Annotated in this window: 20 protein-coding genes and 1 pseudogene; 18 read left to right on the top strand and 3 right to left on the bottom strand. The window is 70.3% G+C overall.

Features of this window, described 5'->3' with window-relative positions; translation table 11 throughout:
- Positions 1–230: 230 nt before the first annotated feature.
- Positions 231–1,196 (bottom strand): COX15/CtaA family protein, encoded by a 966-nt coding sequence (locus ACWER9_RS12090; protein WP_452301852.1) that lies wholly within the window; start codon positions 1,194–1,196, stop codon positions 231–233.
- A 98-nt stretch (positions 1,197–1,294) separates the two neighbouring features.
- Here ACWER9_RS12090 and ACWER9_RS12085 point away from each other — a divergent pair, with 98 nt between their 5' ends.
- The 12 genes from ACWER9_RS12085 to ACWER9_RS12030 all read left to right on the top strand — a co-directional run bounded on the left by ACWER9_RS12085 (position 1,295) and on the right by ACWER9_RS12030 (position 11,416).
- Entirely contained in the window at positions 1,295–2,095 is an 801-nt protein-coding gene (locus ACWER9_RS12085; RefSeq protein ID WP_452301851.1) for a helix-turn-helix transcriptional regulator, read from the top strand.
- Positions 2,092–3,522: a Fe-S cluster assembly protein SufB gene (gene sufB / locus ACWER9_RS12080; protein WP_452301850.1), complete on the top strand. Its 1,431-nt coding sequence runs from the start codon at positions 2,092–2,094 to the stop codon at positions 3,520–3,522. Before ACWER9_RS12085 ends, sufB begins: the two co-directional genes overlap by 4 nt.
- Positions 3,523–3,611: 89 nt before the next feature.
- Positions 3,612–4,769, top strand: coding sequence for a Fe-S cluster assembly protein SufD (gene sufD / locus ACWER9_RS12075; RefSeq protein ID WP_452301849.1), 1,158 nt, complete (start codon positions 3,612–3,614; stop codon positions 4,767–4,769).
- Positions 4,769–5,095 (top strand): non-heme iron oxygenase ferredoxin subunit, encoded by a 327-nt coding sequence (locus tag ACWER9_RS12070; protein ID WP_452301848.1) that lies wholly within the window; start codon positions 4,769–4,771, stop codon positions 5,093–5,095. The genes sufD and ACWER9_RS12070 overlap by 1 nt, the downstream gene beginning before the upstream one ends.
- Positions 5,095–5,868 carry a Fe-S cluster assembly ATPase SufC gene (sufC, locus tag ACWER9_RS12065; protein WP_452301847.1) on the top strand — a complete coding sequence of 258 codons (774 nt, stop codon included), beginning with the start codon at positions 5,095–5,097 and terminating at the stop codon, positions 5,866–5,868. Before ACWER9_RS12070 ends, sufC begins: the two co-directional genes overlap by 1 nt.
- Positions 5,869–5,888: 20 nt before the next feature.
- The gene (locus tag ACWER9_RS12060) at positions 5,889–7,193 is read left to right on the top strand and encodes a cysteine desulfurase (protein WP_452301846.1); all 1,305 of its coding nucleotides are present in this window, start codon (positions 5,889–5,891) and stop codon (positions 7,191–7,193) included.
- A 45-nt stretch (positions 7,194–7,238) separates the two neighbouring features.
- Positions 7,239–7,712, top strand: a complete 474-nt coding sequence (gene sufU / locus ACWER9_RS12055; protein WP_452301845.1) for a Fe-S cluster assembly sulfur transfer protein SufU — start codon at positions 7,239–7,241, stop codon at positions 7,710–7,712.
- Between the two features lie 147 nt (positions 7,713–7,859).
- Positions 7,860–8,306 carry a metal-sulfur cluster assembly factor gene (locus ACWER9_RS12050; RefSeq protein ID WP_452301844.1) on the top strand — a complete coding sequence of 149 codons (447 nt, stop codon included), beginning with the start codon at positions 7,860–7,862 and terminating at the stop codon, positions 8,304–8,306.
- Between the two features lie 188 nt (positions 8,307–8,494).
- Positions 8,495–9,103 (top strand): TIGR03086 family metal-binding protein, encoded by a 609-nt coding sequence (locus tag ACWER9_RS12045; RefSeq protein WP_452301843.1) that lies wholly within the window; start codon positions 8,495–8,497, stop codon positions 9,101–9,103.
- 384 nt (positions 9,104–9,487) lie between these two features.
- The gene (locus tag ACWER9_RS12040; protein ID WP_452301842.1) at positions 9,488–10,120 is read left to right on the top strand and encodes a LysE family transporter; all 633 of its coding nucleotides are present in this window, start codon (positions 9,488–9,490) and stop codon (positions 10,118–10,120) included.
- A 37-nt stretch (positions 10,121–10,157) separates the two neighbouring features.
- On the top strand, positions 10,158–10,805 hold the full coding sequence (locus ACWER9_RS12035) for an acVLRF1 family peptidyl-tRNA hydrolase (protein WP_452301841.1): 648 nt from the start codon (positions 10,158–10,160) through the stop codon (positions 10,803–10,805).
- 251 nt (positions 10,806–11,056) lie between these two features.
- On the top strand, positions 11,057–11,416 hold the full coding sequence (locus ACWER9_RS12030; protein WP_452301840.1) for a YybH family protein: 360 nt from the start codon (positions 11,057–11,059) through the stop codon (positions 11,414–11,416).
- A gap of 70 nt (positions 11,417–11,486) precedes the next feature.
- Here the strand turns inward: ACWER9_RS12030 and ypfJ are convergent, their stop codons facing one another.
- A complete protein-coding gene (gene ypfJ / locus ACWER9_RS12025) occupies positions 11,487–12,410 on the bottom strand; it encodes a KPN_02809 family neutral zinc metallopeptidase (RefSeq protein WP_452301839.1) in 924 nt (307 codons plus the stop codon).
- A gap of 262 nt (positions 12,411–12,672) precedes the next feature.
- On the opposite strand from ypfJ, the gene ACWER9_RS12020 reads away from it, so the two are divergent.
- Positions 12,673–14,277: an ABC-F family ATP-binding cassette domain-containing protein gene (locus ACWER9_RS12020; RefSeq protein WP_452301838.1), complete on the top strand. Its 1,605-nt coding sequence runs from the start codon at positions 12,673–12,675 to the stop codon at positions 14,275–14,277.
- Between the two features lie 63 nt (positions 14,278–14,340).
- On the opposite strand, the gene ACWER9_RS12015 is transcribed toward ACWER9_RS12020, so the two are convergent.
- Positions 14,341–14,940, bottom strand: coding sequence for a cadmium resistance transporter (locus ACWER9_RS12015; protein WP_452301837.1), 600 nt, complete (start codon positions 14,938–14,940; stop codon positions 14,341–14,343).
- Between the two features lie 216 nt (positions 14,941–15,156).
- Between ACWER9_RS12015 and ACWER9_RS12010 the strand changes: the two genes are divergently transcribed.
- The 5 genes and pseudogenes from ACWER9_RS12010 (at position 15,157) to ACWER9_RS11990 (ending at position 20,267) form a co-directional block, all read left to right on the top strand.
- A complete protein-coding gene (locus ACWER9_RS12010; protein ID WP_007462679.1) occupies positions 15,157–15,384 on the top strand; it encodes a helix-turn-helix domain-containing protein in 228 nt (75 codons plus the stop codon).
- 46 nt (positions 15,385–15,430) lie between these two features.
- Positions 15,431–16,198 (top strand): enoyl-CoA hydratase/isomerase family protein, encoded by a 768-nt coding sequence (locus ACWER9_RS12005; protein ID WP_452301836.1) that lies wholly within the window; start codon positions 15,431–15,433, stop codon positions 16,196–16,198.
- A gap of 114 nt (positions 16,199–16,312) precedes the next feature.
- Positions 16,313–17,707, top strand: a pseudogene (locus ACWER9_RS12000) (ABC transporter ATP-binding protein); the annotation flags it as partial.
- A 128-nt stretch (positions 17,708–17,835) separates the two neighbouring features.
- Positions 17,836–18,207 carry an SCP2 sterol-binding domain-containing protein gene (locus ACWER9_RS11995; protein WP_124822132.1) on the top strand — a complete coding sequence of 124 codons (372 nt, stop codon included), beginning with the start codon at positions 17,836–17,838 and terminating at the stop codon, positions 18,205–18,207.
- On the top strand, positions 18,207–20,267 hold the full coding sequence (locus ACWER9_RS11990; RefSeq protein WP_452301835.1) for an amylo-alpha-1,6-glucosidase: 2,061 nt from the start codon (positions 18,207–18,209) through the stop codon (positions 20,265–20,267). The genes ACWER9_RS11995 and ACWER9_RS11990 overlap by 1 nt, the downstream gene beginning before the upstream one ends.
- Positions 20,268–20,347: the final 80 nt, after the last annotated feature.

Below are 20,347 nucleotides of genomic sequence, written 5' to 3'. Positions count from 1 at the left end.
CGCGGGGCGCGGGGCGCGGGGCGCGGGGCGCGGGGCGCGGGGCGCGGGGCGCGGCACAAAGTGGCGCGGCACAAAGTGGCGCGGCATGCGGGGGTGTGGCATGGGCGGCCCGCGGACACGGATGCGCGGGACTGGGACCCGAGGGCGCGGAAAGCGGGCGAGACGCGGCACACGGAGGCGCGGCACGCAGAGGCGCGGGGCGCGGCCAGGTGTTCCTGGTGGCCGAGGCGTCAGGCGGTGACCGGTACCGGGGTGGCGGCGTCGGCGGGGGCGGCCTCGGGTGCCGGTGTGACCGGACGGCGTTCCCGGGTGGACCACTGCACCGACAGGGTGGCCAGCAGCACCAGGCAGGACCCGAGCATGTGCGCGCCGACCAGGAGTGCCGGCAGGTGGGTGAAGTACTGCACGAAGCCGATCACGCCCTGCCCCAGCTCGACGGCGACCAGGATGATCGCGGCGCGGGTGGCCCGCTGCGCGCCGACGGCGCGGAACGCGAAGATCAGCGCCACCGACAGCCCGATCAGGAGGAAGACCCCGTCGGCGTGTACCTGGGAGATCGTCTCCGGGTCCAGTCCGTTGCGGGCGGCGCCGTGGTCGCCGGCGTGCGGGCCGCTGCCGGTGACCCAGGTGCCGATGACCAGCACCGTCACGGTGACGCCGGTGGTGATCCGGGCCAGTGTGCGCAGCGGCGTGGGCACCACGGCCTCGACCGGGCCGTCGGGGTCGACGATGCGCCGCCAGAGGGCGTACGCGGCGGCGATCACCGCCATCGAGGCGAGGAAGTGCAGCCCGACCACCCACGGGTTGAGGTTGGTCAGCACGGTGATGCCGCCGATCACCGCCTGGGCGGGGATGCCCAGGAAGACCGCCACGGCCAGTGCGAGGAGCCCGGGTCGGCGGGGCCGGTGGGCGAGCACGGCCAGCACGGTGGCCAGCGCGATCAGGCCCACCGCGAAGGTCAGCATCCGGTTGCCGAACTCGATCACCCCGTACACGCCCATCTCCGGGGTGGTGACGTAGGAATCGTCGGTGCACCGGGGCCAGGTGGGGCAGCCGAGGCCCGAGGCGGTCAACCGGACGGCCCCGCCGGTGACGACGATGCCCACGTTCGCGATGATCGAGGCGAGCGCCAGGCGGCGCAGCAGGATGCCGGAGACCGGACGGACGATTCGGTTCACGGCGCAAATCCTACGCACCGTAGTGATCGAGGTTCGTCCGACTCCATCGGCTCGGTGGTTGGGATCACCGGGGCCCAGGTTTGCGACCCTCCGGGCAATTACGTAACGTTGGCGTTGTGAAAAACGCGGCGGCGCTCTCCGGGCACCAACCGACGGCCGCACCGGCCCTCGGTGTGCCCGTCTCGGCGCCTGCTGTGTCCACGTCGCCGGGCCTCGCCGGGTCGGCGGCGGCGGAGGTCTCCACGCGAGATCGGGTGACCCAGTTGCTGCTGGAGCAGGGTGCCACCACGGCCGCGCAGCTTGGCGCGTCGCTCGGGCTCAGCCCCGCGGCGATCCGCCGCCACCTGGACGCGATGCTCGCGGACGGTGACGTGTACGCCCGCGAGCAGCCCGTGCAGGGCAGTCGCGGTCGGGGGCGCCCGGCGAAGGTGTTCCTGCTGACCGAGGCCGCCCGGGTGCGCTGTGGCACACACCACTACGACAACATGGCCACCGCCGCGCTGCGCTGGATCGCCCGCAGTGGTGGCTCGGACGCGGTCGAGGCGTTCGCCGCCGAGCAGGTGTCCGCGCTCGAGTCCCGTTGTCGGACGGCCATGGAGGACGCCGGCGACGACCCCCTCGCCCGAGCCGAGGCACTCGCCGCCGCGCTCACCGGCGAGGGTTACGCTGCCAATGCGACCACGATCGCCTCCGGCGGCCAGCTCTGTCAGCACCACTGCCCGGTGGCGCACGTGGCCGCCGAGTTTCCACAGCTGTGCGAGGCCGAGACCGCGGTCATCTCCCGTCTGGTCGGCACCCACGTGCAGCGTCTGGCCACCATCGCGCACGGCGACGGGGTGTGCACCACGCACATCCCGACCCAGCCGGGCCGCGCTCAATCCGGTAATCCCGTCACCACTGTGAGGACAGATAGATGACCGAGCAGATCGTCCAGCCCCTGACCCAGGAAGAGCAGCTCGCCGCCCTGGGCCGGTACGAGTACGGCTGGTCCGACCCGGACGCCGCCGGGGCGGCTGCCCAGCGCGGCATCAACGAGGCGGTGGTGCGGGACATCTCGGCCAAGAAGAACGAGCCGGAGTGGATGCTCGACCTGCGGCTGAAGGGCCTGCGGCTGTTCGGCCGTAAGCCGATGCCGGCGTGGGGCGCGGACCTCACCGGGATCGACTTCGACAACATCAAGTACTTCGTGCGGTCCACCGAGAAGCAGGCCACCAGCTGGGAGGACCTGCCCGAGGACATCAAGAACACCTATGACCGGCTGGGCATCCCGGAGGCGGAGAAGCAGCGGCTGGTCGCCGGTGTCGCGGCGCAGTACGAGTCGGAGGTCGTCTACCACAAGATCCGCGAGGACCTTGAGGAGCAGGGCGTCCTCTTCCTGGACACCGACACGGCGCTGCGTGAGCACGAGGACGTCTTCAAGGAGTACTTCGGCACGGTGATCCCGGTCGGCGACAACAAGTTCGCCGCGCTGAACACCTCCGTGTGGTCCGGCGGTTCGTTCATCTACGTGCCGAAGGGCGTGCACGTCGAGATCCCGCTGCAGGCCTACTTCCGGATCAACACGGAGAACATGGGCCAGTTCGAGCGGACGCTGATCATCGTCGACGAGGGTGCGTACGTGCACTACGTCGAGGGCTGCACCGCGCCGCTCTACTCCTCCGACTCGCTGCACAGCGCGGTCGTGGAGATCATCGTCAAGAAGAACGCACGCTGCCGCTACACGACCATCCAGAACTGGTCGAACAACGTCTACAACCTGGTCACCAAGCGCGCCGTCTGCCACGAGGGCGCGACCATGGAGTGGGTCGACGGCAACATCGGCTCCAAGGTGACGATGAAGTACCCGGCGGTCTACATGACCGGCGAGCACGCCAAGGGTGAGGTGCTCTCGGTGGCGATGGCCGGCGAGGGTCAGCACCAGGACGCCGGCGCCAAGATGGTGCACGCCGCGCCGCACACGAGCAGCACCATCGTGTCGAAGTCGATCGCCCGTGGCGGCGGCCGCACGTCGTACCGGGGTCTGGTGCAGGTGCTGGAGGGCTCGCACCACAGCCGGAGCACGGTCAAGTGCGACGCCCTGCTCGTCGACACCATCTCCCGCTCGGACACCTACCCGTACGTCGACATCCGCGAGGACGACGTGGCGATGGGGCACGAGGCGACCGTCTCCAAGATCAGCGACGACCAGCTCTTCTACCTGATGAGCCGGGGCCTGAGCGAGGACGAGGCGATGGCCATGATCGTCCGTGGCTTCATCGAGCCGATCGCCAAGGAGCTCCCGATGGAGTACGCGCTGGAGCTCAACCGCCTGATCGAGCTTCAGATGGAGGGCGCGGTCGGCTGACGCCGCCGCTCCCCGTGGCGGGCCCGGAACACCGGCCCGCCACACCCGGCCCCCACTTGTCGTCACGGAACAGACAGACCAAGGAAGAGATGACTACCCAGGCTTCCGCGCCGCCGCCCAGCACCAAGTCGCAGGCGCTGCGCTCGTACGACGTCGCCGACTTCCCGGCCCTCACCGGCCTGGAGGAGGATTGGCGTTTCACTCCGCTCAAGCGCCTCCGCGGCCTGACCGGCGAGTCGTCGGACGAGGCGCCGGCCGCGACCGGCACGGTCCGGCACGAGTACGGTGACCTGCCCGAGGGCGTCGCCATCACTCGCATCGGCCGTGACGACGAGCGGGTCGGCAGTGTGCTGATTCCCGTCGACCGGGTCAGCGCGCTGGCCTACGGCTCCGCCGCCGACGCCCTGCTGCTGCGGGTGGCTCCTGATGTGGTGCTCGGCGAGGCGGTGCGTCTGCGGGTGGTCGGCGAGGGCGTCGAGCAGCCGTCCTTCGGTCACACCTTCGTCGAGGTGGGCCGGTTCGCCGAGGCGACGGTGGTCCTGGAGCACGTGGGTTCGGCCACCCTGGCCGACAACGTCGAGGTGACCGTGGCCGACGGGGCGAAGCTGACCCTGGTCACGGTCGCCGACTGGGCCGACGACGCGGTCCAGGCCCAGCACCTGAAGATCAAGCTGGGCCGGGACGCCAAGGTCATCCACATCCAGGTGTCCCTGGGCGGGGATCTGGTCCGGCAGTTCACAAGCGTGGAATACACCGGGCGGGGTGGCGAGGCCGAGCTGTACGGCGTCTACTTCGCCGACTCCGGCCAGCACCTGGAGCACCGGCAGTTGGTCGACCACAACGTGCCGGACTGCCGCAGCTACGTCGGCTACCGGGGCGCCTTGCAGGGCGAGAGCGCGCACACCGTCTGGGTGGGTGACGTGCTGATCCAGGCCGAGGCGACAGGCACCGACACGTACGAGATCAACCGGAACCTGCTGCTCACCGACGGCGCGCGGGCTGACTCCGTACCCAATCTGGAGATCGAGACCGGCGAGATCGCCGGCGCCGGCCACGCCAGCGCGACCGGGCGCTTCGACGACGAGCAGCTCTTCTACCTGATGGCCCGGGGCATTCCGGAGAGTGAGGCCCGCCGGCTGGTGGTCCGCGGCTTCTTCGCCGAGCTGATCAACAAGATCCCGGTCGAGTCGCTGCGGGAGAGCCTCGGCGACGCGATCGAGGCCCGGCTGACCAAGGCCGGCGCCTGATGATCCGGCTCTGTTCCGCCGAGGACGTGCCGAAGGGCACCGCGATCCGCGCGGACGTCGACGGCACCCCGATCGCCCTGGTGCACGGCGAGGACGGCAACTTCTACGCCGCGTACGACGAGTGCTCGCACGCCGCCGTCGCCCTCTCCGAGGGTGAGGTCGACGGTTGCACGCTCGAGTGCTGGTTGCACGGCTCGCGCTTCGACCTGCGCAGCGGCGAGCCGACCGGCCTGCCCGCCACCGAACCCGTTCCCGTCTACCCCGTCGAAGTCCGCGACGGCGACATCTACCTCAGCCTGACGCCGAGTAATGGAGTGACCCGATAATGAGCACCCTGGAGATCCGCGACCTGAAGGTGTCGGTCAAGCTGCCCGAGGGTGAGCTCAAGCCGATCCTGGCCGGCGTCGACCTGACCGTGAAGTCGGGCGAGACCCACGCGATCATGGGCCCGAACGGTTCCGGCAAGTCCACCCTGGCGTACTCGATCGCCGGTCACCCGAAGTACGAGATCACCGGCGGCACGGTGACCCTCGACGGCGAGGACGTGCTGGCCATGACCGTCGACGAGCGCGCTCGCGCCGGCCTCTTCATGGCCATGCAGTACCCGGTCGAGGTGCCCGGCGTCTCGGTGGCGAACTTCCTGCGGACCGCGAAGACCGCAATCGACGGTGCGGCGCCCAAGCTGCGCACCTGGGGCGGCGAGCTGCGTGGCGCGATGGAGCGCCTCCAGATGGACCCGGCGTTCGCCCAGCGCAACGTCAACGAGGGCTTCTCCGGTGGTGAGAAGAAGCGGCACGAGATCGTCCAACTGGAGCTGCTCAAGCCGAAGATCGCGATCCTCGACGAGACCGACTCCGGCCTCGACGTGGACGCGCTGCGGGTGGTCAGCGAGGGCGTCAACCGGGTCCGCGACACCGGCGACACCGGTGTGCTGCTGATCACCCACTACACCCGGATCCTGCGCTACATCAAGCCCGACTTCGTGCACGTCTTCGTGGCTGGCCGGATCGTCGAGCAGGGCGGCCCGGAGCTGGCCGACAAGCTCGAGGCCGAGGGCTACGAGCGGTACGCCGCCGGGGCCGGCACGGCCAAGGCCTGAGTGGGAGAGGCGCTGCCGAGATGACCAGCATCGCGATCCCCGAGGGGATGCCGCAGTACGACGACGTGCCGCGTTTCGACGTGGCCCGGGTGCGCGCCGACTTCCCGATCCTCGGTCGGGAGATCAACGGGCATCCGCTGGTCTACCTCGACAGCGCCAACACCTCGCACAAACCCCGTCAGGTGCTCGAGGTGCTCGACGAGCACTACGCGCGGCACAACGCCAACGTGTCGCGCTCGGTGCACACCCTGGGCACCGAGGCGACCGAGGCGTACGAGGGGGCGCGGGCGAAGGTCGCCGCGTTCATCAACGCGCCGAGCGTCGACGAGGTGGTGTTCACGAAGAACTCCACCGAGGCGATCAACATCGTGGCGTACGCCTTCTCGAACGCCTCGCTGCGCCCGGACGCCGACAGTCGTTTCCGGCTCGGCCCCGGTGACGAGGTGGTGATCTCCGAGATGGAGCACCACTCGAACATCGTCCCGTGGCAGTTGCTCTGTGAGCGCACCGGCGCGACCCTGCGCTGGTTCCCGGTCACCGACCAGGGTCGGCTGGACGAGTCGGGCCTGGAGGATCTGGTCACCGAACGGACGAAGATCGTCTCGCTGGTGCACACGTCGAACATCCTCGGCACCGTCAACGCCACCTCCCGGATCACCGCCCGGGTTCGTGAGGTGGGCGCGCTGCTGCTGCTGGACTGCTCGCAGTCCGTGCCGCACCTGCCCATCGACGTGGTCGACCTGGACGCCGACTACATCGTCTTCACCGGCCACAAGATGTGCGGGCCGACCGGCATCGGTGTGCTCTGGGGTCGCGGTGAGCTGCTGGCGGCGATGCCGCCGGTGATGGGCGGCGGCTCGATGATCGAGACGGTCACCATGGCCCGCTCGACGTTCGCCGCGCCGCCGGCCCGCTTCGAGGCGGGCACCCCGCCGATCGCCGAGGCGGTCGCGCTCGGTGCGGCGGTCGACTACCTGACCGGCGTCGGGATGCGGGCCATCCAGTGGCACGAGAAGGAGCTGACGGCGTACGCGCTGGACGCGCTCGGCTCGGTACCGGACCTGCGGATCTTCGGCCCGACCGTGCCGGTGGGTCGGGGTGGCACCATCTCGTTCGCGCTCGGTGACGTGCACCCGCACGACGTGGGTCAGGTGCTCGACTCGCTCGGCGTGCAGGTGCGGGTCGGCCACCACTGTGCCAAGCCGGTGTGCAGCCGGTTCGGCGTCCCGGCCATGACCCGGGCCTCGTTCTACCTCTACACCACCACCGAGGAGATCGACGCTCTGGTGGCCGGTCTGGAGCAGGTGCGGAAGGTGTTCCGATGAGCCGGGCGACGCAGGAGCATGGCGAATCGACGGGAGTTCAGCCTGATGCAACTTGAGTCTCTCTATCAGGAGATCATCCTGGACCACTACAAGCGCCCGCACGGGCGTGGCCTGCGCGACGCCGACGACCCGGGCGACCAGGTCGCGGAGGCGCACCACGTCAACCCCACCTGCGGTGACGAGGTCACCGTCCGGGTGGCCACCGACGGCACGGTGCTGCACGACATCTCGTACGACGGGATGGGCTGCTCGATCAGCCAGGCCTCGGCCAGCGTGCTGCACGAGTTGCTGCGCGGTCGGGGTGCCGGGGAAGCATTCGAGGTGCACGAGGCGTTCGTGGAGTTGATGTCCGGACGTGGCAAGGTCACGCCGGACGAGGACGTGCTCGGTGACGGGGTGGCTTTCGCGGGCGTGGCCCGGTACCCCGCCCGGGTCAAGTGCGCGCTGCTGCCGTGGATGGCCTTCAAGGACGCCGCGGCACGCGCCGGTGTGGGCGTGAGCCCAGAGGTGAAGGCGTGACTGTGGGTCAGCGAGCGAACAACACGGTGGTGCCCTGTGGCATCACCCAGCGAAGCGGAGGGACGGCATGAGCGAGCGTCAGCGAGCGAATCAGTGGTTCAGCGCGTCGGTGCCTCATGGCGTCACGGAGCGAAGCGGAGGGACGGCATGAGCGAGAACACTGCCACTGAGGCCACGCCGGAGGCCGGTGACGCCACTACGACGCCGCTGACCGACGTCGTGACGACCGATGGCACCGGTGACGCCGCCGCCCCGACGGGTGGCGTCAGCAAGGCCATGCTCGCCGACATCGAGGAGGCGATGAAGGATGTCGTCGACCCGGAGCTCGGCATCAACGTGGTCGACCTGGGCCTCGTGTACGGCGTACACGTCGACGACGAGAACGTCGCCACCCTGGACATGACGCTCACCTCGGCGGCCTGCCCGCTGACCGACGTGATCGAGGACCAGACCCGGCAGGCGCTGACCACCGGCCCGGGCGGTGGCCTGGTCAACGACATCCGGATCAACTGGGTGTGGCTCCCGCCGTGGGGCCCGGACAAGATCACCGACGAGGGTCGTGACCAGCTCCGCTCGTTGGGCTTCAACGTCTGACCGATCCACTTCGTCGAGCGCGGTACCCCGTCGGGGTGCCGCGCTCGATGCGTTTCGGAACTGAACCGAGAATTTAGTGGAACGGATCATTCCGCTCTGCTAAGCTCGTCTTAGCAAACGGAGCGGAACATTCCGATCCGATGGCGGGCTGGTGGCCCGCTTTGGCAGCCGGCAGAGAGGGCAGGACCATGAGCGAGATGGCAGCGGGGCAGTGGCGGATCGTGCTCGCGGAGGCGCACGAGGCGCTTCGCACTGTCGTCGAGGGAGTTCCGGCCGACGCCTGGGAGCGGTCCACCCCGTGCGATCGGTGGAACGTCACCCAGGTGCTCCAGCACGCGACCGGCGACCAGATCGCCTTCGCCGCGGCGATCAGCGGCGGTCCGGGGCCGGCGGAGGACCCGTTCGCGCCCTCCGGTCGCCTCGACGGTGACAAACTGGCCGGCCTGGGCGCCGCCCTCGACGCGTCTGCTCGGGCCTGGAAGGGCGTCGCCGACGACGACCCGGCGGTGCCCACGCCGCTGCCGCAGGGCAAGTTGCCGGCTCACGTCGGCGCCGTCGCGTGCGCCCTCGATGCGGCGGTGCACGCCTGGGACATCGCGACGGCCACCGGCCAGCCGTCCCCGCTCGGCGCCGACCTGGCCCGCCCACTGCTGGCGGTGGCCCGGCAGATCGTCGAGCCGCTGCGGAACTACGGCGCGTACGCCCCGGCGATCGCCACCGGCTCGGAGGCCGACGAGGCAAGCGTCCTGCTCGCCTACCTCGGCCGCGACCCCCAGTGGTCCGGCGGGAAGCGCTGACCGGCCGACGGAGGCCCGTTCAACCCCGTGATCGTGCTCGATCATTGATGTAGTGGTTTCGGCGAGCGGTCGAGGCCACTACATCCCGGTTTGAGCACGATCATGGTGCCGACGCGTCTCGTGGCCGGCCTGCGCCGAATGCCTCGTCGTCAAGATCCGCGCACCATCAGGGATGTTGGTGCCTCCCGCGCGTCTGAGGCAGCAACATCCCCGCTGTTGTGGGGTGTGGGGTGTGGGGTGTAAAGCGGTGGCGGGGGTGGGGATCGGGCCGCAGGATGACTGTGTGATTGAGGCGTACCCGATGCAGGTCTTTGTCCGTGCGGCGACTGCCGTGCGTCGACAGCGGCCGGTTCCCGGGCGAGCCTCGACCCGCCACCGACGGCCATGACTGGGGCGTTCCTCGCCGGTCTGGTGGCCGGTTACGGTGTCGCCATCCCGGTCGGCGCGATCGCGATCCTCATCCTGGGGCTCAGTGCCCGTACCTCGTTCCGGGTCGGCGCGGCCGCGGCCCTCGCCGTGGCGACTGCCGACGGCCTGTACGCCGCAGTGGCCGCGCTGGGCGGCGCGAGCCTGGCCGGGATCATCGCGCCGGTTGCCGGGCCGCTGCGGGTGGTGGCGGTCGTGGTGTTGCTGGGGCTCGCCGCGCACGGCCTCTGGCGGACCTGGGCTGCCCACCGTTCGCGGGCGACGCCGGCGGCGCGGGCCGGTCGGGGCATGGGCACTCCGGGGCGGGCCTACGCGGCGCTGCTCGGGTTGACCCTGCTGAATCCGGCGACGGTCCTCTACTTCGTCGCGTTGGTGCTCGGGCGCCCGGACACCACCGATGCGAGCCTGCTGCCGGCGGCACTGTTCGTGGCGGGTGTGTTCCTCGCGTCGGCGAGCTGGCAGCTGCTCATCGCCGGTGGCGGCACCGTGGTCGGCCGGGCGCTGACCGGCCCGCGCGGGCGGCTGGTCACCGGCCTGGTCTCCAGCGTGCTGATCGCCGCGCTGGCGGTGCTCGCGCTGCTGCCGGGCTGAGCACCAGGCACACCGGGCCGTGGCGTACGGTCGGGCGGTGACCAGTCGACCCGCAGCCGGCGGAGGCCGGTGGGTCGAGGTCGACCCGGCCCGCGTCGGCCGCTGGGTGGAGGGCTTCGCCGACCGGCACGGTTCACCCACCACCAGCATGCGGGAGTACGGCCTGCTGCTCGCCGCCCCGGACGGCGCAACCGCCGAGCTGTACGCCCCACCGGGGGCGTCGCCGGGCGGGGATGTGGCCGGGTTCGTGGCCTCCGCCGTCGCGCCTCGCCGGATCGGCCTGCTGCTCGCCCGCAAGGGTGCGGTGGCGGTCGGGGTGGCCGACGGCGCCGACCTCGTGGTCTCCAAGGTGGACACCCGGTACGTGCAGGGGCGCACCGCCGCTGGAGGGTGGTCGCAGCAGCGGTTCGCGCGCCGACGCGACAACCAGGCGAAGGCGGCGCTAGGTGACGCGGCGGAGTTGGCCGTACGGCTGCTGTTGCCGGAGGCGGCGATGCTCGCCGCGGTGGTGTGCGGTGGTGACCGGCGGGCGGTGGACGGGGTGCTCGCCGACCGGCGGTTGGCCCCGCTCGTGCCGCTACGGGCGGAGCGGTTGCTCGACGTGCCGGAACCCCGGCACGCGGTGCTGGTCGCGGCGGTGGGCGCGGCCCGGTCGGTACGGATCCTGGTGCGCGACCCCGACTGACCTCGGCGTTCGCTGGCGGGTCGGCGCGGGAGACGACCGCCACGCAATACGGGGTTCTCGGCGTGCTGCCGCAGGGGTGGCCGGAGGATGGGCGTGTGGAGTTTCTGGTCGACATGGTGACGACGGTGCCGCGGGGGACGGCGTCGCCGACATGCGCGCGCCGTTGACGCCGCACCCGAACGACTCGGGTCAGCCGCACCGCTGAGCCTCGAAACCGGCTCGCAGGCACGTCCGTCAGTAGGGGGGCCATCATGTCCGAGGCGCAGATCCTGCGTACCGTCCTCGACCGCTGGAAGTCGGCTGTCGACGCCCATGAGCCCGATCGGGTCGCGGCGTGTTTCACCGACGACGCGGTCTTTCAGGGGTTGCAGCCGTACACGGTCGGTCGTGCCGGTGTCGCCGCGTACTACGCCTCCCAGCCGCTCGGGCTGACCGCCGCGTACGACATCCGGGAGATCCGTCGTTTCGCTGACGACGTGGTGTTCGGGTATCTGGAGGTGGAGTTCGGCTTCACCGACCGGCCGGCCCTGACCGTCAACCTCGGCGTGCTCCTGCGGCGGGTCGACGACGACTGGCTGATCGGGCACTACCAGGTCTCGCGGCTCACCTGACGGGGAGCTTCGGCAGGGAAAGTGATCGTGGCAGGCCCATCGAGGGGCCTGCCACGATGTCGGTGAGGGGTCAGAGCTGGTCGGTGCCGAAGGTGTCGCAGGTCTTCGGGTCACCGCGGTCGTAGCCTTGGGAGAACCAGCGCTTGCGCTGCTCGGACGTGCCGTGGGTGAACTGGTCCGGGTTGACCCGTCCGCCGGAGCGCTCCTGGATGCTGTCGTCACCGATCGCCTCGGCGGCCTGGACGGCCTCGCTGATGTCGGTCTGGGTGATGGACTTGAACAGCGGTTCCCGGCCGGTCTTGTCCTTGCTCTCGGTGGCGTGCTTGGCCCAGGCGCCGGCGTAGCAGTCGGCCTGCAACTCCAGCCGGACCGAGGCGGACTGGGGGCCGCTCTGGTCGCCCTGGCCGGCCTTCGCGTTGGTGCCGAGCAGGTTCTGGATGTGGTGTCCGTACTCGTGGGCGAGCACGTAGGGCTGGGCGAACTCGCCCTTCGCCCCGAACCGGGAGGCCAACTCGTCGTAGAAGCTCAGGTCGATGTACACCTGCTTGTCGGCCGGGCAGTAGAACGGGCCGACGCCCGAGTCGGCCTGCCCGCAGCCGGTGTTGACGGCGGACTGGAAGAAGTTGGTGTCGGTCGGCTCGTACTTGCCGTTGCCCAGCTCCGGGTACGCCGTCTGCCAGTAGGCCTGGATGCTGTTGACGTAGAGCAGGTTGCGGCAGCGGGCGTCGTCGAGTCGGTCGGCGTTCTGGGTCGAGCACAACTGCTCCAGGTCCGTGCCGCCGGCCTGGCCGCCCTCGTCGCCGTTGGTCATGGCGTTGAGGCCGAACCCGCCGCCGAGCAGGGCGATGAGCACGGCCACCACGATGCCGATGATGCCGCCCCGGCCGCCGCCGCCGGGGATGGGGATGCCGAATCCGCCGCCGCCCGACCCGCCGCCCCGACCCAGGTCGTTGGCCTGGGAGGTGTCGAGCTCGGCCCGCTCGTTGAGTTCCATGGTGACCCCGATCGCCGTATGCCGGTGAGTGTCTGTTGTGTGTCGTTTCGTTCATCAAGTGCCGGACGGGGTCCGGACAGGCGTTCCGGTACCCGATGATCTTGATTGGTAATCCGGGCAGACCGTTCGGCGGCGCCCGGTACACTTGTCGGGTGCTGCGCTGCGAAGGCTGAACCGCCCCGCGCCGTCGGGCCCCTCGAGCCCGCCGGCCGTTTCGCGTGCCCCGAGTCAGCCTTCCGACCCCGAGAGCGAGCCCGCAACCATGATCACTGCCACCGGCCTGGAACTGCGTGCCGGTTCCCGGATCCTGCTGTCCGACACCACCCTGCGGGTGCAGCCCGGTGACCGGATCGGCCTGGTCGGTCGCAACGGCGCCGGCAAGACCACCACGCTGAAGGTGCTCGCCGGCGAGGGGCAGCCCTACGGCGGCCAGATCGACAAGCGCAGCGCCATCGGCTACCTGCCGCAGGACCCGCGCACGGGTGACCTGGAGGTCACCGGCCGCGACCGGGTGCTGTCGGCGCGCGGTCTGGACGTGCTGATGTCCCAGATGAAGGAGATCGAGGCCCAGCTCGCCGAGGACGCCGACGACAAGCTGGTCCGTCGCTACGGCGCGCTTGAGGACCAGTTCGCCGCCCTGGGCGGGTACGCGGCCGAGGCCGAGGCCGCGCGGATCTGCGCCAACCTCGGCCTACCGGACCGGGCGCTCGCGCAGACCATCGGCACCCTCTCCGGTGGTCAGCGTCGGCGCATCGAGCTGGCCCGGATCCTGTTCCGCGACGCGGGTGAGAACGGCGGCGGCATCCTGCTGCTCGACGAGCCCACCAACCACCTCGACGCCGACTCGATCACCTGGCTGCGGGGCTTCCTCGCCAACCACAAGGGCGGCCTGATCGTGATCTCCCACGACGGCGCGCTGCTGGAGTCGGTGGTCAACAAGGTCTGGTTCCTCGACGCCACCCGATCGGTCGTCGACGTGTACAACCTGGGCTGGAAGGCCTACCTGGAGGCGCGCGAGACCGACGAACGGCGTCGTCGTCGGGAGCGGGCCAACGCGGAGAAGAAGGCCGGCGCGCTGATGGCGCAGGCCGACAAGATGCGGGCCAAGGCCACCAAGACCGTGGCCGCGCAGAACATGGCCCGCCGGGCCGAGAAGCTGATCTCCGGCCTGGAGGAGGTGCGGGTCGCCGACCGGGTGGCCAAGGTGCGTTTCCCCAGCCCCGCGCCGTGCGGCAAGACTCCGCTCACGGCGACGGGCCTCTCCAAGTCGTACGGGTCGCTGGAGATCTTCACGGACGTCAACGTGGCGGTGGACCGGGGCTCCCGGGTGGCCATCCTCGGGCTCAACGGTGCCGGCAAGACGACCCTGTTGCGGATGCTCGGCGGGCTGCTGAACCCGGACACCGGTGAGGTGCACGCCGGCCACGGCCTGCGGCTGGGCTACTACGCCCAGGAGCACGAGACGCTCGACGTGGAGCGCACCGTGCTGGAGAACATGCGGGCCGCCGCCGTCGAGCAGTCCGACACCGACCTGCGCAAGATCCTGGGCGCGTTCCTCTTCTCCGGCGACGACGTGAACAAGCCGGCCGGCGTGCTGTCCGGCGGCGAGAAGACCAGGCTCGCCCTCTCCACCCTGGTCTGCTCCGGCGCCAACGTGCTGTTGCTCGACGAGCCGACGAACAACCTCGACCCGGTCAGCCGGGAGCAGGTGCTCGACGCGATCGCCAACTATCCCGGTGCGATCGTCCTGGTCACCCACGACCCGGGTGCCGTCCTCGCGCTCAAGCCGGACCGGGCGATCCTGCTGCCCGACGGCGACGAGGACGCCTGGAGCGACGACCTGCTCGAGCTGGTCGAGTTGGCCTGACCTCGTCCCGGCGGCCGACGGCGTGCGCGGCGGTCGGCGGCGTTCGCGGCGTGCGCGGCGTCGTCAGCCGAGCAGGTCGACAAGTCGGCCGAGGACGCCGGAGCTGACCAGGATCACCACGCCGATGCCGATGAAGATCGTCGGGACCAGCCAGTGGCCGGCGCGTTCGACCAACGCGACCACCCGGGGGTGGCCGCCCAGCCAGGCGCCGACGGCACACCACAGCGCGATGAGCAGCACGAAGACCAGGAGGAACACCGCGCTGTCGGCCGGGCCGAGGGCTCGGAAGACGGGTACGTAGACGGCCACGTTGTCGGCGCCGTTCGCGATCGTCACCCCGGCCACGCCGAGCGCTCCGGTGACGACCGTGGGGGCCTCGTCCTCGTCGGAGCGACGCAACGCGCGCACGCCAAGCGCGATCGGTAGCAGGCCGAGAAGCCCCGTCCACGGATCCGGCACCACGAGGAGCCCGGCCGCGACCACAGCGCTCGCCAGCGCGAGCGCACCGATTCCGAGGTATTGACCGGCGACGATCTGCCAGGTGCGCGGTCGACCTGTGCTGCGGGCCGCCACGAAGAACAGGGTCAGGATGACGATGTCGTCGATGTCGGTCGCGGCGAAGACCACCGCCGCTCCGGCCGCCGTGCTGAACAGGTCGATCACGACGGCAGGTTACGGCTCGTCGGGGGCCGCCAGCGACTGCGGGGGGTACGCGCGGACGCCGCGGCGGGACCGATCGCCAGGATCACTCTATCGGGAAGCTGACATTGCATAGCGTGTCGGTTGGCGAAGAGTTGATATCTGGCGCATGATCGTTCGAGGCGGTCTAATAGGTGGGACCGTATCCGAACCGCACAGTCTGGGACGTGAGGACACAGCATGGCAGCCACTGGCACAGCCACCAGCACTGAGAAGGGTCGCCGGATCGTCGGAGCCGAGCGTCAGACGCTCGCCAAGGACCTGGTAAAGCGGTACACCTCGGGGGAGAGCATCCGCGCGTTGGCGGCCTCGACCGGCCGTTCCTACGGGTTCATCCACCGAGTGCTCACCGAGTCCGGGGTGCAGCTGCGTCAGCGCGGTGGTGCCCGGCGCCGCAAGAAGGCGTGACCCGCCCCTCAGCGTCGTCCACCAGCGCCGCGCCCCGGGACGTCCGGTGACCGCCGAGGCTACCGGGGTTCGGCTGACTTGCGACGGGCCGGTCGCCACGGTGACGTTGTGCCGGCCCGACGTGCTCAATGCTCAGACACCCGCGATGTGGCGAGCGATGAGCGACTTCTCCCGCGACCTGCCCGGCGACGTGCGGGTGGTGGTGGTCCGCGGTGAGGGTCGTGCGTTCTCGGCCGGCCTCGATCTCGCGGTGGCGGGTGCCTCCGGCCCGGGGTCGTTCGCCGAGTTGGCGACGCTGCCCGAGCAGGAGTGCGCCGAGCGCATCGCGGAGTTCCAGGCCGGTTTCACCTGGCTGCACCGGCCGGATGTCATCTCGGTGGCGGCCGTGCAGGGCCACGCGATCGGCGCCGGCTTCCAACTCGCGCTCGCCTGTGACCTGCGCGTGCTGTCGTCGGACGCGAAGCTGTCGATGGCCGAGGTGACCCTCGGCCTGGTGCCCGACCTGGCCGGCACGAAACGCCTCGTCGAGGTGGTCGGCTATTCCCGCGCGCTGGAGATCTGCGCCACCGGCCGCCGGTTGGATGCCGCCGAGGCGGATCGGATCGGGCTGGCCACGCTTGTCGTTGCCCCGGCCGAGTTGGACGACGCGGTACGGGACCTGACGGCCGGCCTGCTCTCCGGGGCTCGCGACGCCGTGGTGGAGATCAAGGCGTTGCTCGCCGGTGCGGGCGGGCGGTCGCACGCCGACCAGCAGCGCGCCGAGCGGGAGGCGCAGACCCGTCGGCTGCGTGACCTCGCCGGCAAGGGAGAATAGGTAAGGACCGCACGGGAAGATCCGGGTTACGACCGAGGTTGTCACACTCGTCGGGAGAATTGACCTGACGGTGCGGTCTGCCCGGCAACCCGGAGGTGAGCGATGTCCAACCCGATGTCCGGCGGTGGCATGGCCGGGTGGAGCATGCTCCGGTCGATGCGCAACCGCGACGAGGTCTCCACCCACCGGCTGAAGCGCGGGGTGGCCCGCCGCATCGTCGCCTTCGCCCACCCCTACCGGCGCGACATCGTCGTGTTCCTGGCCACCGTGGTGTTGGCCGCAATCATCGGCGTGGCCACTCCGGTGCTCGCCGGCGACGTGATCAATGCGATCAACCGGGGCGGCACCGAGGCCGGCCGGCTCGTGGTGCGGCTGGCCCTGTTCATCGCCGCGCTTGCGGTCGCCGACGCGCTGCTGTCGCTGGCCCAACGGTGGTACTCCGCCCGCATCGGCGAGGGCATCATCTTCAACCTGCGTACCCGGGTCTACGACCACGTGCAGCGGATGCCGTTGCAGTTCTTCACGCGTACGCAGACCGGCGCCCTGGTCAGCCGGCTCAACAACGACGTGCTCGGGGCCCAGCGGGCGTTCACCTCCACCCTGTCCGGTGTGGTCAGCAACGTGATCCAGTTGGTGCTCACCGCGGCGGTGATGTTCACCCTGTCCTGGCAGATCACCGCGCTCTCACTGGTGCTGCTGCCGATCTTCATCATTCCGGCGCGCCGGGTCGGCCGACGGCTGGCGGACATCACCCGCGAGGCGTACAACCTCGACGCCAAGATGAACGCGACGATGACCGAGCGGTTCGGGGTGGCCGGCGCGCTGCTGGTGAAGCTCTTCGGGCAGCCCGAGATCGAGGCCCGCCGGTTCGCCGACCGGGCCGAGCGGGTCCGCGACATCGGCATCCAGTCCGCGATGTACTCGCGCACGTTCTTCGTGGCGATGCTGCTTGTCGCGTCGTTGGCGCAGGCGCTGACCTACGGTCTGGGCGGCTGGCTGGCGGTGACCGGCGGCGTCAGCGCCGGCACCGTGGTGACGCTCGCGCTGCTGCTCACCCGGCTGTACGGGCCGCTCACCGCGCTCTCCAACGTGCGGGTGGACGTGATGAGCGCGTTGGTCTCCTTCGACCGGGTCTTCGAGGTGCTCGACCTCGAGCCGGGCATCGTGGAGAAGACCGACGCGGTGCCGGTGCCCCGTGGCGCCGGTCGGGTCGACTTCCGCGACGTGCGGTTCCGCTATCCGAGCGCCGCCGAGATCTCCCTCGCCTCGCTGGAGGAGGTCGCCGCACTCGACCGGACGGTCAACGAACCGGTCCTCAAGGGGGTCTCGTTCAGCGTCGAGCCGGGGCAGATGGTCGCGCTTGTCGGCCCGTCCGGTGCCGGCAAGTCGACGCTGTCGATGCTCATCTCCCGGATCTACGACGTCAGCGACGGGCAGGTGCTCGTCGGCGGGGTGGACGTCCGCGACGCGACGCTCGCCTCCCTGCGGGACGAGATAGGCGTGGTCACCCACTTTTTGGGCGAGGTTGGGTGGGGGAGCGGCGGGGACCCGTGCGGGGACGTGCAACGCCGGCCGTCCGTGCGACGCGAGCGCGGTGGGTGGGATCCCCGGCCCGGCAACTGGGAGGAGTGGACCCGATGGTGGACGCGACCACGAGGTTCTTCGAGGACCTGGACCGGCGGGGGTACGAGCCGCTGCTGGCCAAGACCTCCGGGACGCTGCGGATCGACCTGCACGAGGGGGCGCAGACCCGGCACTGGCTGCTGCGGATCGACCACGGCCGGCTGAACGTCAGTCAGGAGGACCGGGAGGCCGACACGGTGATCGGCGCGAGCCCGGTCCTCTTCGACGACATCGCCTCGGGGCGCGAACACGGCCTGGCCGCGCTGCTGCGGGGCGACATGACGGTGTCGGGCGACGCTCGTCTCGTCGTACAGGTGGAGCGGATCTTCCCGGGTTCCCCGGACGCCCGAGGGCCGCGTCGGCGATTCGCCGGGGAGGTGCACTGATGGGGCAGAGCAACACGATCCGGATCCTGGACGGCAACACGTTCGTCGTCTGCGAGGACACCGGCGACATCGAGGCGACGCCGAGCGAGCCCACCGGGCTCTTCTCCATCGACACCCGGTTCCTGTCGACCTGGGTGCTGACCGTCAACGGTGAACGACTCAACTCGCTCTCCTTCGACGACCTGCAGTACTTCGAGTCGCGGTTCTTCCTGGTCCCCGGGATGGCCACGCACTACATCGACGCGAAGCTGTCGATCATCCGGGAGCGCGCGGTGGGCGGCAGCTTCCGTGAGCAGTTGACCATCCTCAACCACGACGAGAAGCCCGTCGACCTGGAAGTCCGGATGGACGCGGCGTCGGACTTCGCCGACCTGTTCCAGGTCAAGGACGAGATCCTCAACAAGAAGGGCGAGATCTACACCGAGGTGGAGTCGGACCGGCTGCGGCTGGGGTACCGGCGGGGGAACTTCCGCCGGGAGACGGTGATCTCGTCGTCGATGGCGGCCCGGTACGACAGCAAGGGCTTCGCGTACACCGTCCACCTGGAGCCCAACGAGCAGTGGGAAGCCGCGATCGACGTGGAGACCCGCGCGGTCGGGCCCGGTGGCCGGGACCTGCGGTTCGGCCTGCGCATGCACGGCACCGAACGGCTCGCGCTCCAGCACGACCTGGAGCAGTGGATCGCCGACGCACCCAAGGTCAACAGTCAGCACGGCCGGGTGGCAAGCACGTACCGGCGCAGCCTCATCGACCTGGCGGCGCTGCGCTTCTCGCCGCTGTCACTCGGCGGCGCCACCCTGCCGGCCGCCGGTCTGCCCTGGTTCATGACCATGTTCGGCCGGGACAGCATCCTGACCTGCCTGCAGACACTGCCGTTCACCCCGCAGTTGTCGAAGACGACGCTGCGCATCCTGGCGTCCCTGCAGGGCAGCCGGTTCGACGACTTCCGGGACGAGGACCCGGGGCGCATCCTGCACGAGATGCGCTACGGCGAGACCGCAGCCTTCGAGGAGCAGCCACACTCGCCCTACTACGGCTCGGTGGACGCGACGCCGCTGTTCATCGTGCTGCTCGACGAGTACGAGCGGTGGAGCGGGGACGTCGCGCTGGTCAAGGAGCTGGAGCAGGAGTCCCGGGCGGCGCTCAGGTGGATCGACAACTACGCCGATCTGGTCGGCAACGGCTACATCTGGTACGAGCGACGCAACACCGACACCGGCCTGGAGAACCAGTGCTGGAAGGACTCCTGGGACTCGATCTCGTACTCCGACGGCACCTTGCCGCCGTTTCCACGGGCCACCTGCGAGGTGCAGGGGTACGCGTACGACGCGAAGGTCCGCGCGGCCCGGTTGGCCCGTGAGTTCTGGGGTGACCCGGAGTTCGCCGACCAGTTGGAGCGGGAGGCGGCGGAGCTGAAGGAGCGGTTCAACCGGGACTGGTGGGTGGCCGACGGCGAGTTCTTCGCCCTGGCCCTGGACCCGGACGGCCGCCAGTGCGACATCCTCAGCTCCAACATCGGCCACCTGCTGTGGAGCGGGATCGTCGAGCCGGATCGGGCGGAGAAGCTCGCCGCGCACCTGGTCGGGCCGCGGCTCTTCTCTGGCTGGGGGGTACGCACGCTCGCCGAGGGGGAGGCCCGGTACAACCCCATCGGCTACCACAACGGCACGATCTGGCCGTTCGACAACTCGTTCATCGCCTGGGGTCTGCGCCGCTACGGTTTCGCCGAGGAGGCCGCGACCATCGCCAACGGCATCCTGGACGCGGCCACGTACTTCGACGGCCGGTTGCCGGAGGCGTTCGGCGGCTATCCGCGGGAGCTGACCAAGTTCCCGGTGGAGTACCCCACGGCCTGCAGCCCGCAGGCGTGGTCGACCGGCACGCCGCTGCTGCTGTTGCGCACCATGCTCGGTCTGGAGCCGCACGAGGGTCACCTGGCGGTCGAGCCACGGCTGCCGGTGGGGATGGGTCGCATCGAGGTGCTGGACATCCCGGGTCGCTGGGGCCGGGTGGACGCGTTCGCCCGGGGTCGGCTGGACCTGAACAACCTCGGCGACTGACCGAGTCGACCACCGAACCGGCGGCGGTGCGCCACAGGCGCCGCCGCCGGTTCGCCGCTCAGCCGAACCCCAGCCGGTCA

It is taken from the genome of Micromonospora sp. NPDC003944, assembly GCF_053605225.1.
This window is presented reverse-complemented; position numbering and strand designations above follow the sequence as displayed.

Excerpts from the sequence above, each read along its gene's own strand:
- ACWER9_RS11990 (WP_452301835.1), top strand. The coding sequence starts at position 18,207 with ATGGGGCAGAGCAACACGATCCGGATCCTGGACGGCAACACGTTCGTC.
- ACWER9_RS12070 (WP_452301848.1), top strand. The coding sequence starts at position 4,769 with ATGATCCGGCTCTGTTCCGCCGAGGACGTGCCGAAGGGCACCGCGATC.
- sufC (WP_452301847.1), top strand. The coding sequence starts at position 5,095 with ATGAGCACCCTGGAGATCCGCGACCTGAAGGTGTCGGTCAAGCTGCCC.
- sufU (WP_452301845.1), top strand. The coding sequence starts at position 7,239 with ATGCAACTTGAGTCTCTCTATCAGGAGATCATCCTGGACCACTACAAG.
- ACWER9_RS12045 (WP_452301843.1), top strand. The coding sequence starts at position 8,495 with ATGAGCGAGATGGCAGCGGGGCAGTGGCGGATCGTGCTCGCGGAGGCG.
- ACWER9_RS12050 (WP_452301844.1), top strand. The coding sequence starts at position 7,860 with ATGAGCGAGAACACTGCCACTGAGGCCACGCCGGAGGCCGGTGACGCC.
- sufB (WP_452301850.1), top strand. The coding sequence starts at position 2,092 with ATGACCGAGCAGATCGTCCAGCCCCTGACCCAGGAAGAGCAGCTCGCC.
- ACWER9_RS12060 (WP_452301846.1), top strand. The coding sequence starts at position 5,889 with ATGACCAGCATCGCGATCCCCGAGGGGATGCCGCAGTACGACGACGTG.
- sufD (WP_452301849.1), top strand. The coding sequence starts at position 3,612 with ATGACTACCCAGGCTTCCGCGCCGCCGCCCAGCACCAAGTCGCAGGCG.
- ypfJ (WP_452301839.1), bottom strand. The coding sequence starts at position 12,410 with ATGGAACTCAACGAGCGGGCCGAGCTCGACACCTCCCAGGCCAACGAC.
- ACWER9_RS12030 (WP_452301840.1), top strand. The coding sequence starts at position 11,057 with ATGTCCGAGGCGCAGATCCTGCGTACCGTCCTCGACCGCTGGAAGTCG.
- ACWER9_RS12040 (WP_452301842.1), top strand. The coding sequence starts at position 9,488 with ATGACTGGGGCGTTCCTCGCCGGTCTGGTGGCCGGTTACGGTGTCGCC.
- ACWER9_RS11995 (WP_124822132.1), top strand. The coding sequence starts at position 17,836 with ATGGTGGACGCGACCACGAGGTTCTTCGAGGACCTGGACCGGCGGGGG.
- ACWER9_RS12020 (WP_452301838.1), top strand. The coding sequence starts at position 12,673 with ATGATCACTGCCACCGGCCTGGAACTGCGTGCCGGTTCCCGGATCCTG.
- ACWER9_RS12010 (WP_007462679.1), top strand. The coding sequence starts at position 15,157 with ATGGCAGCCACTGGCACAGCCACCAGCACTGAGAAGGGTCGCCGGATC.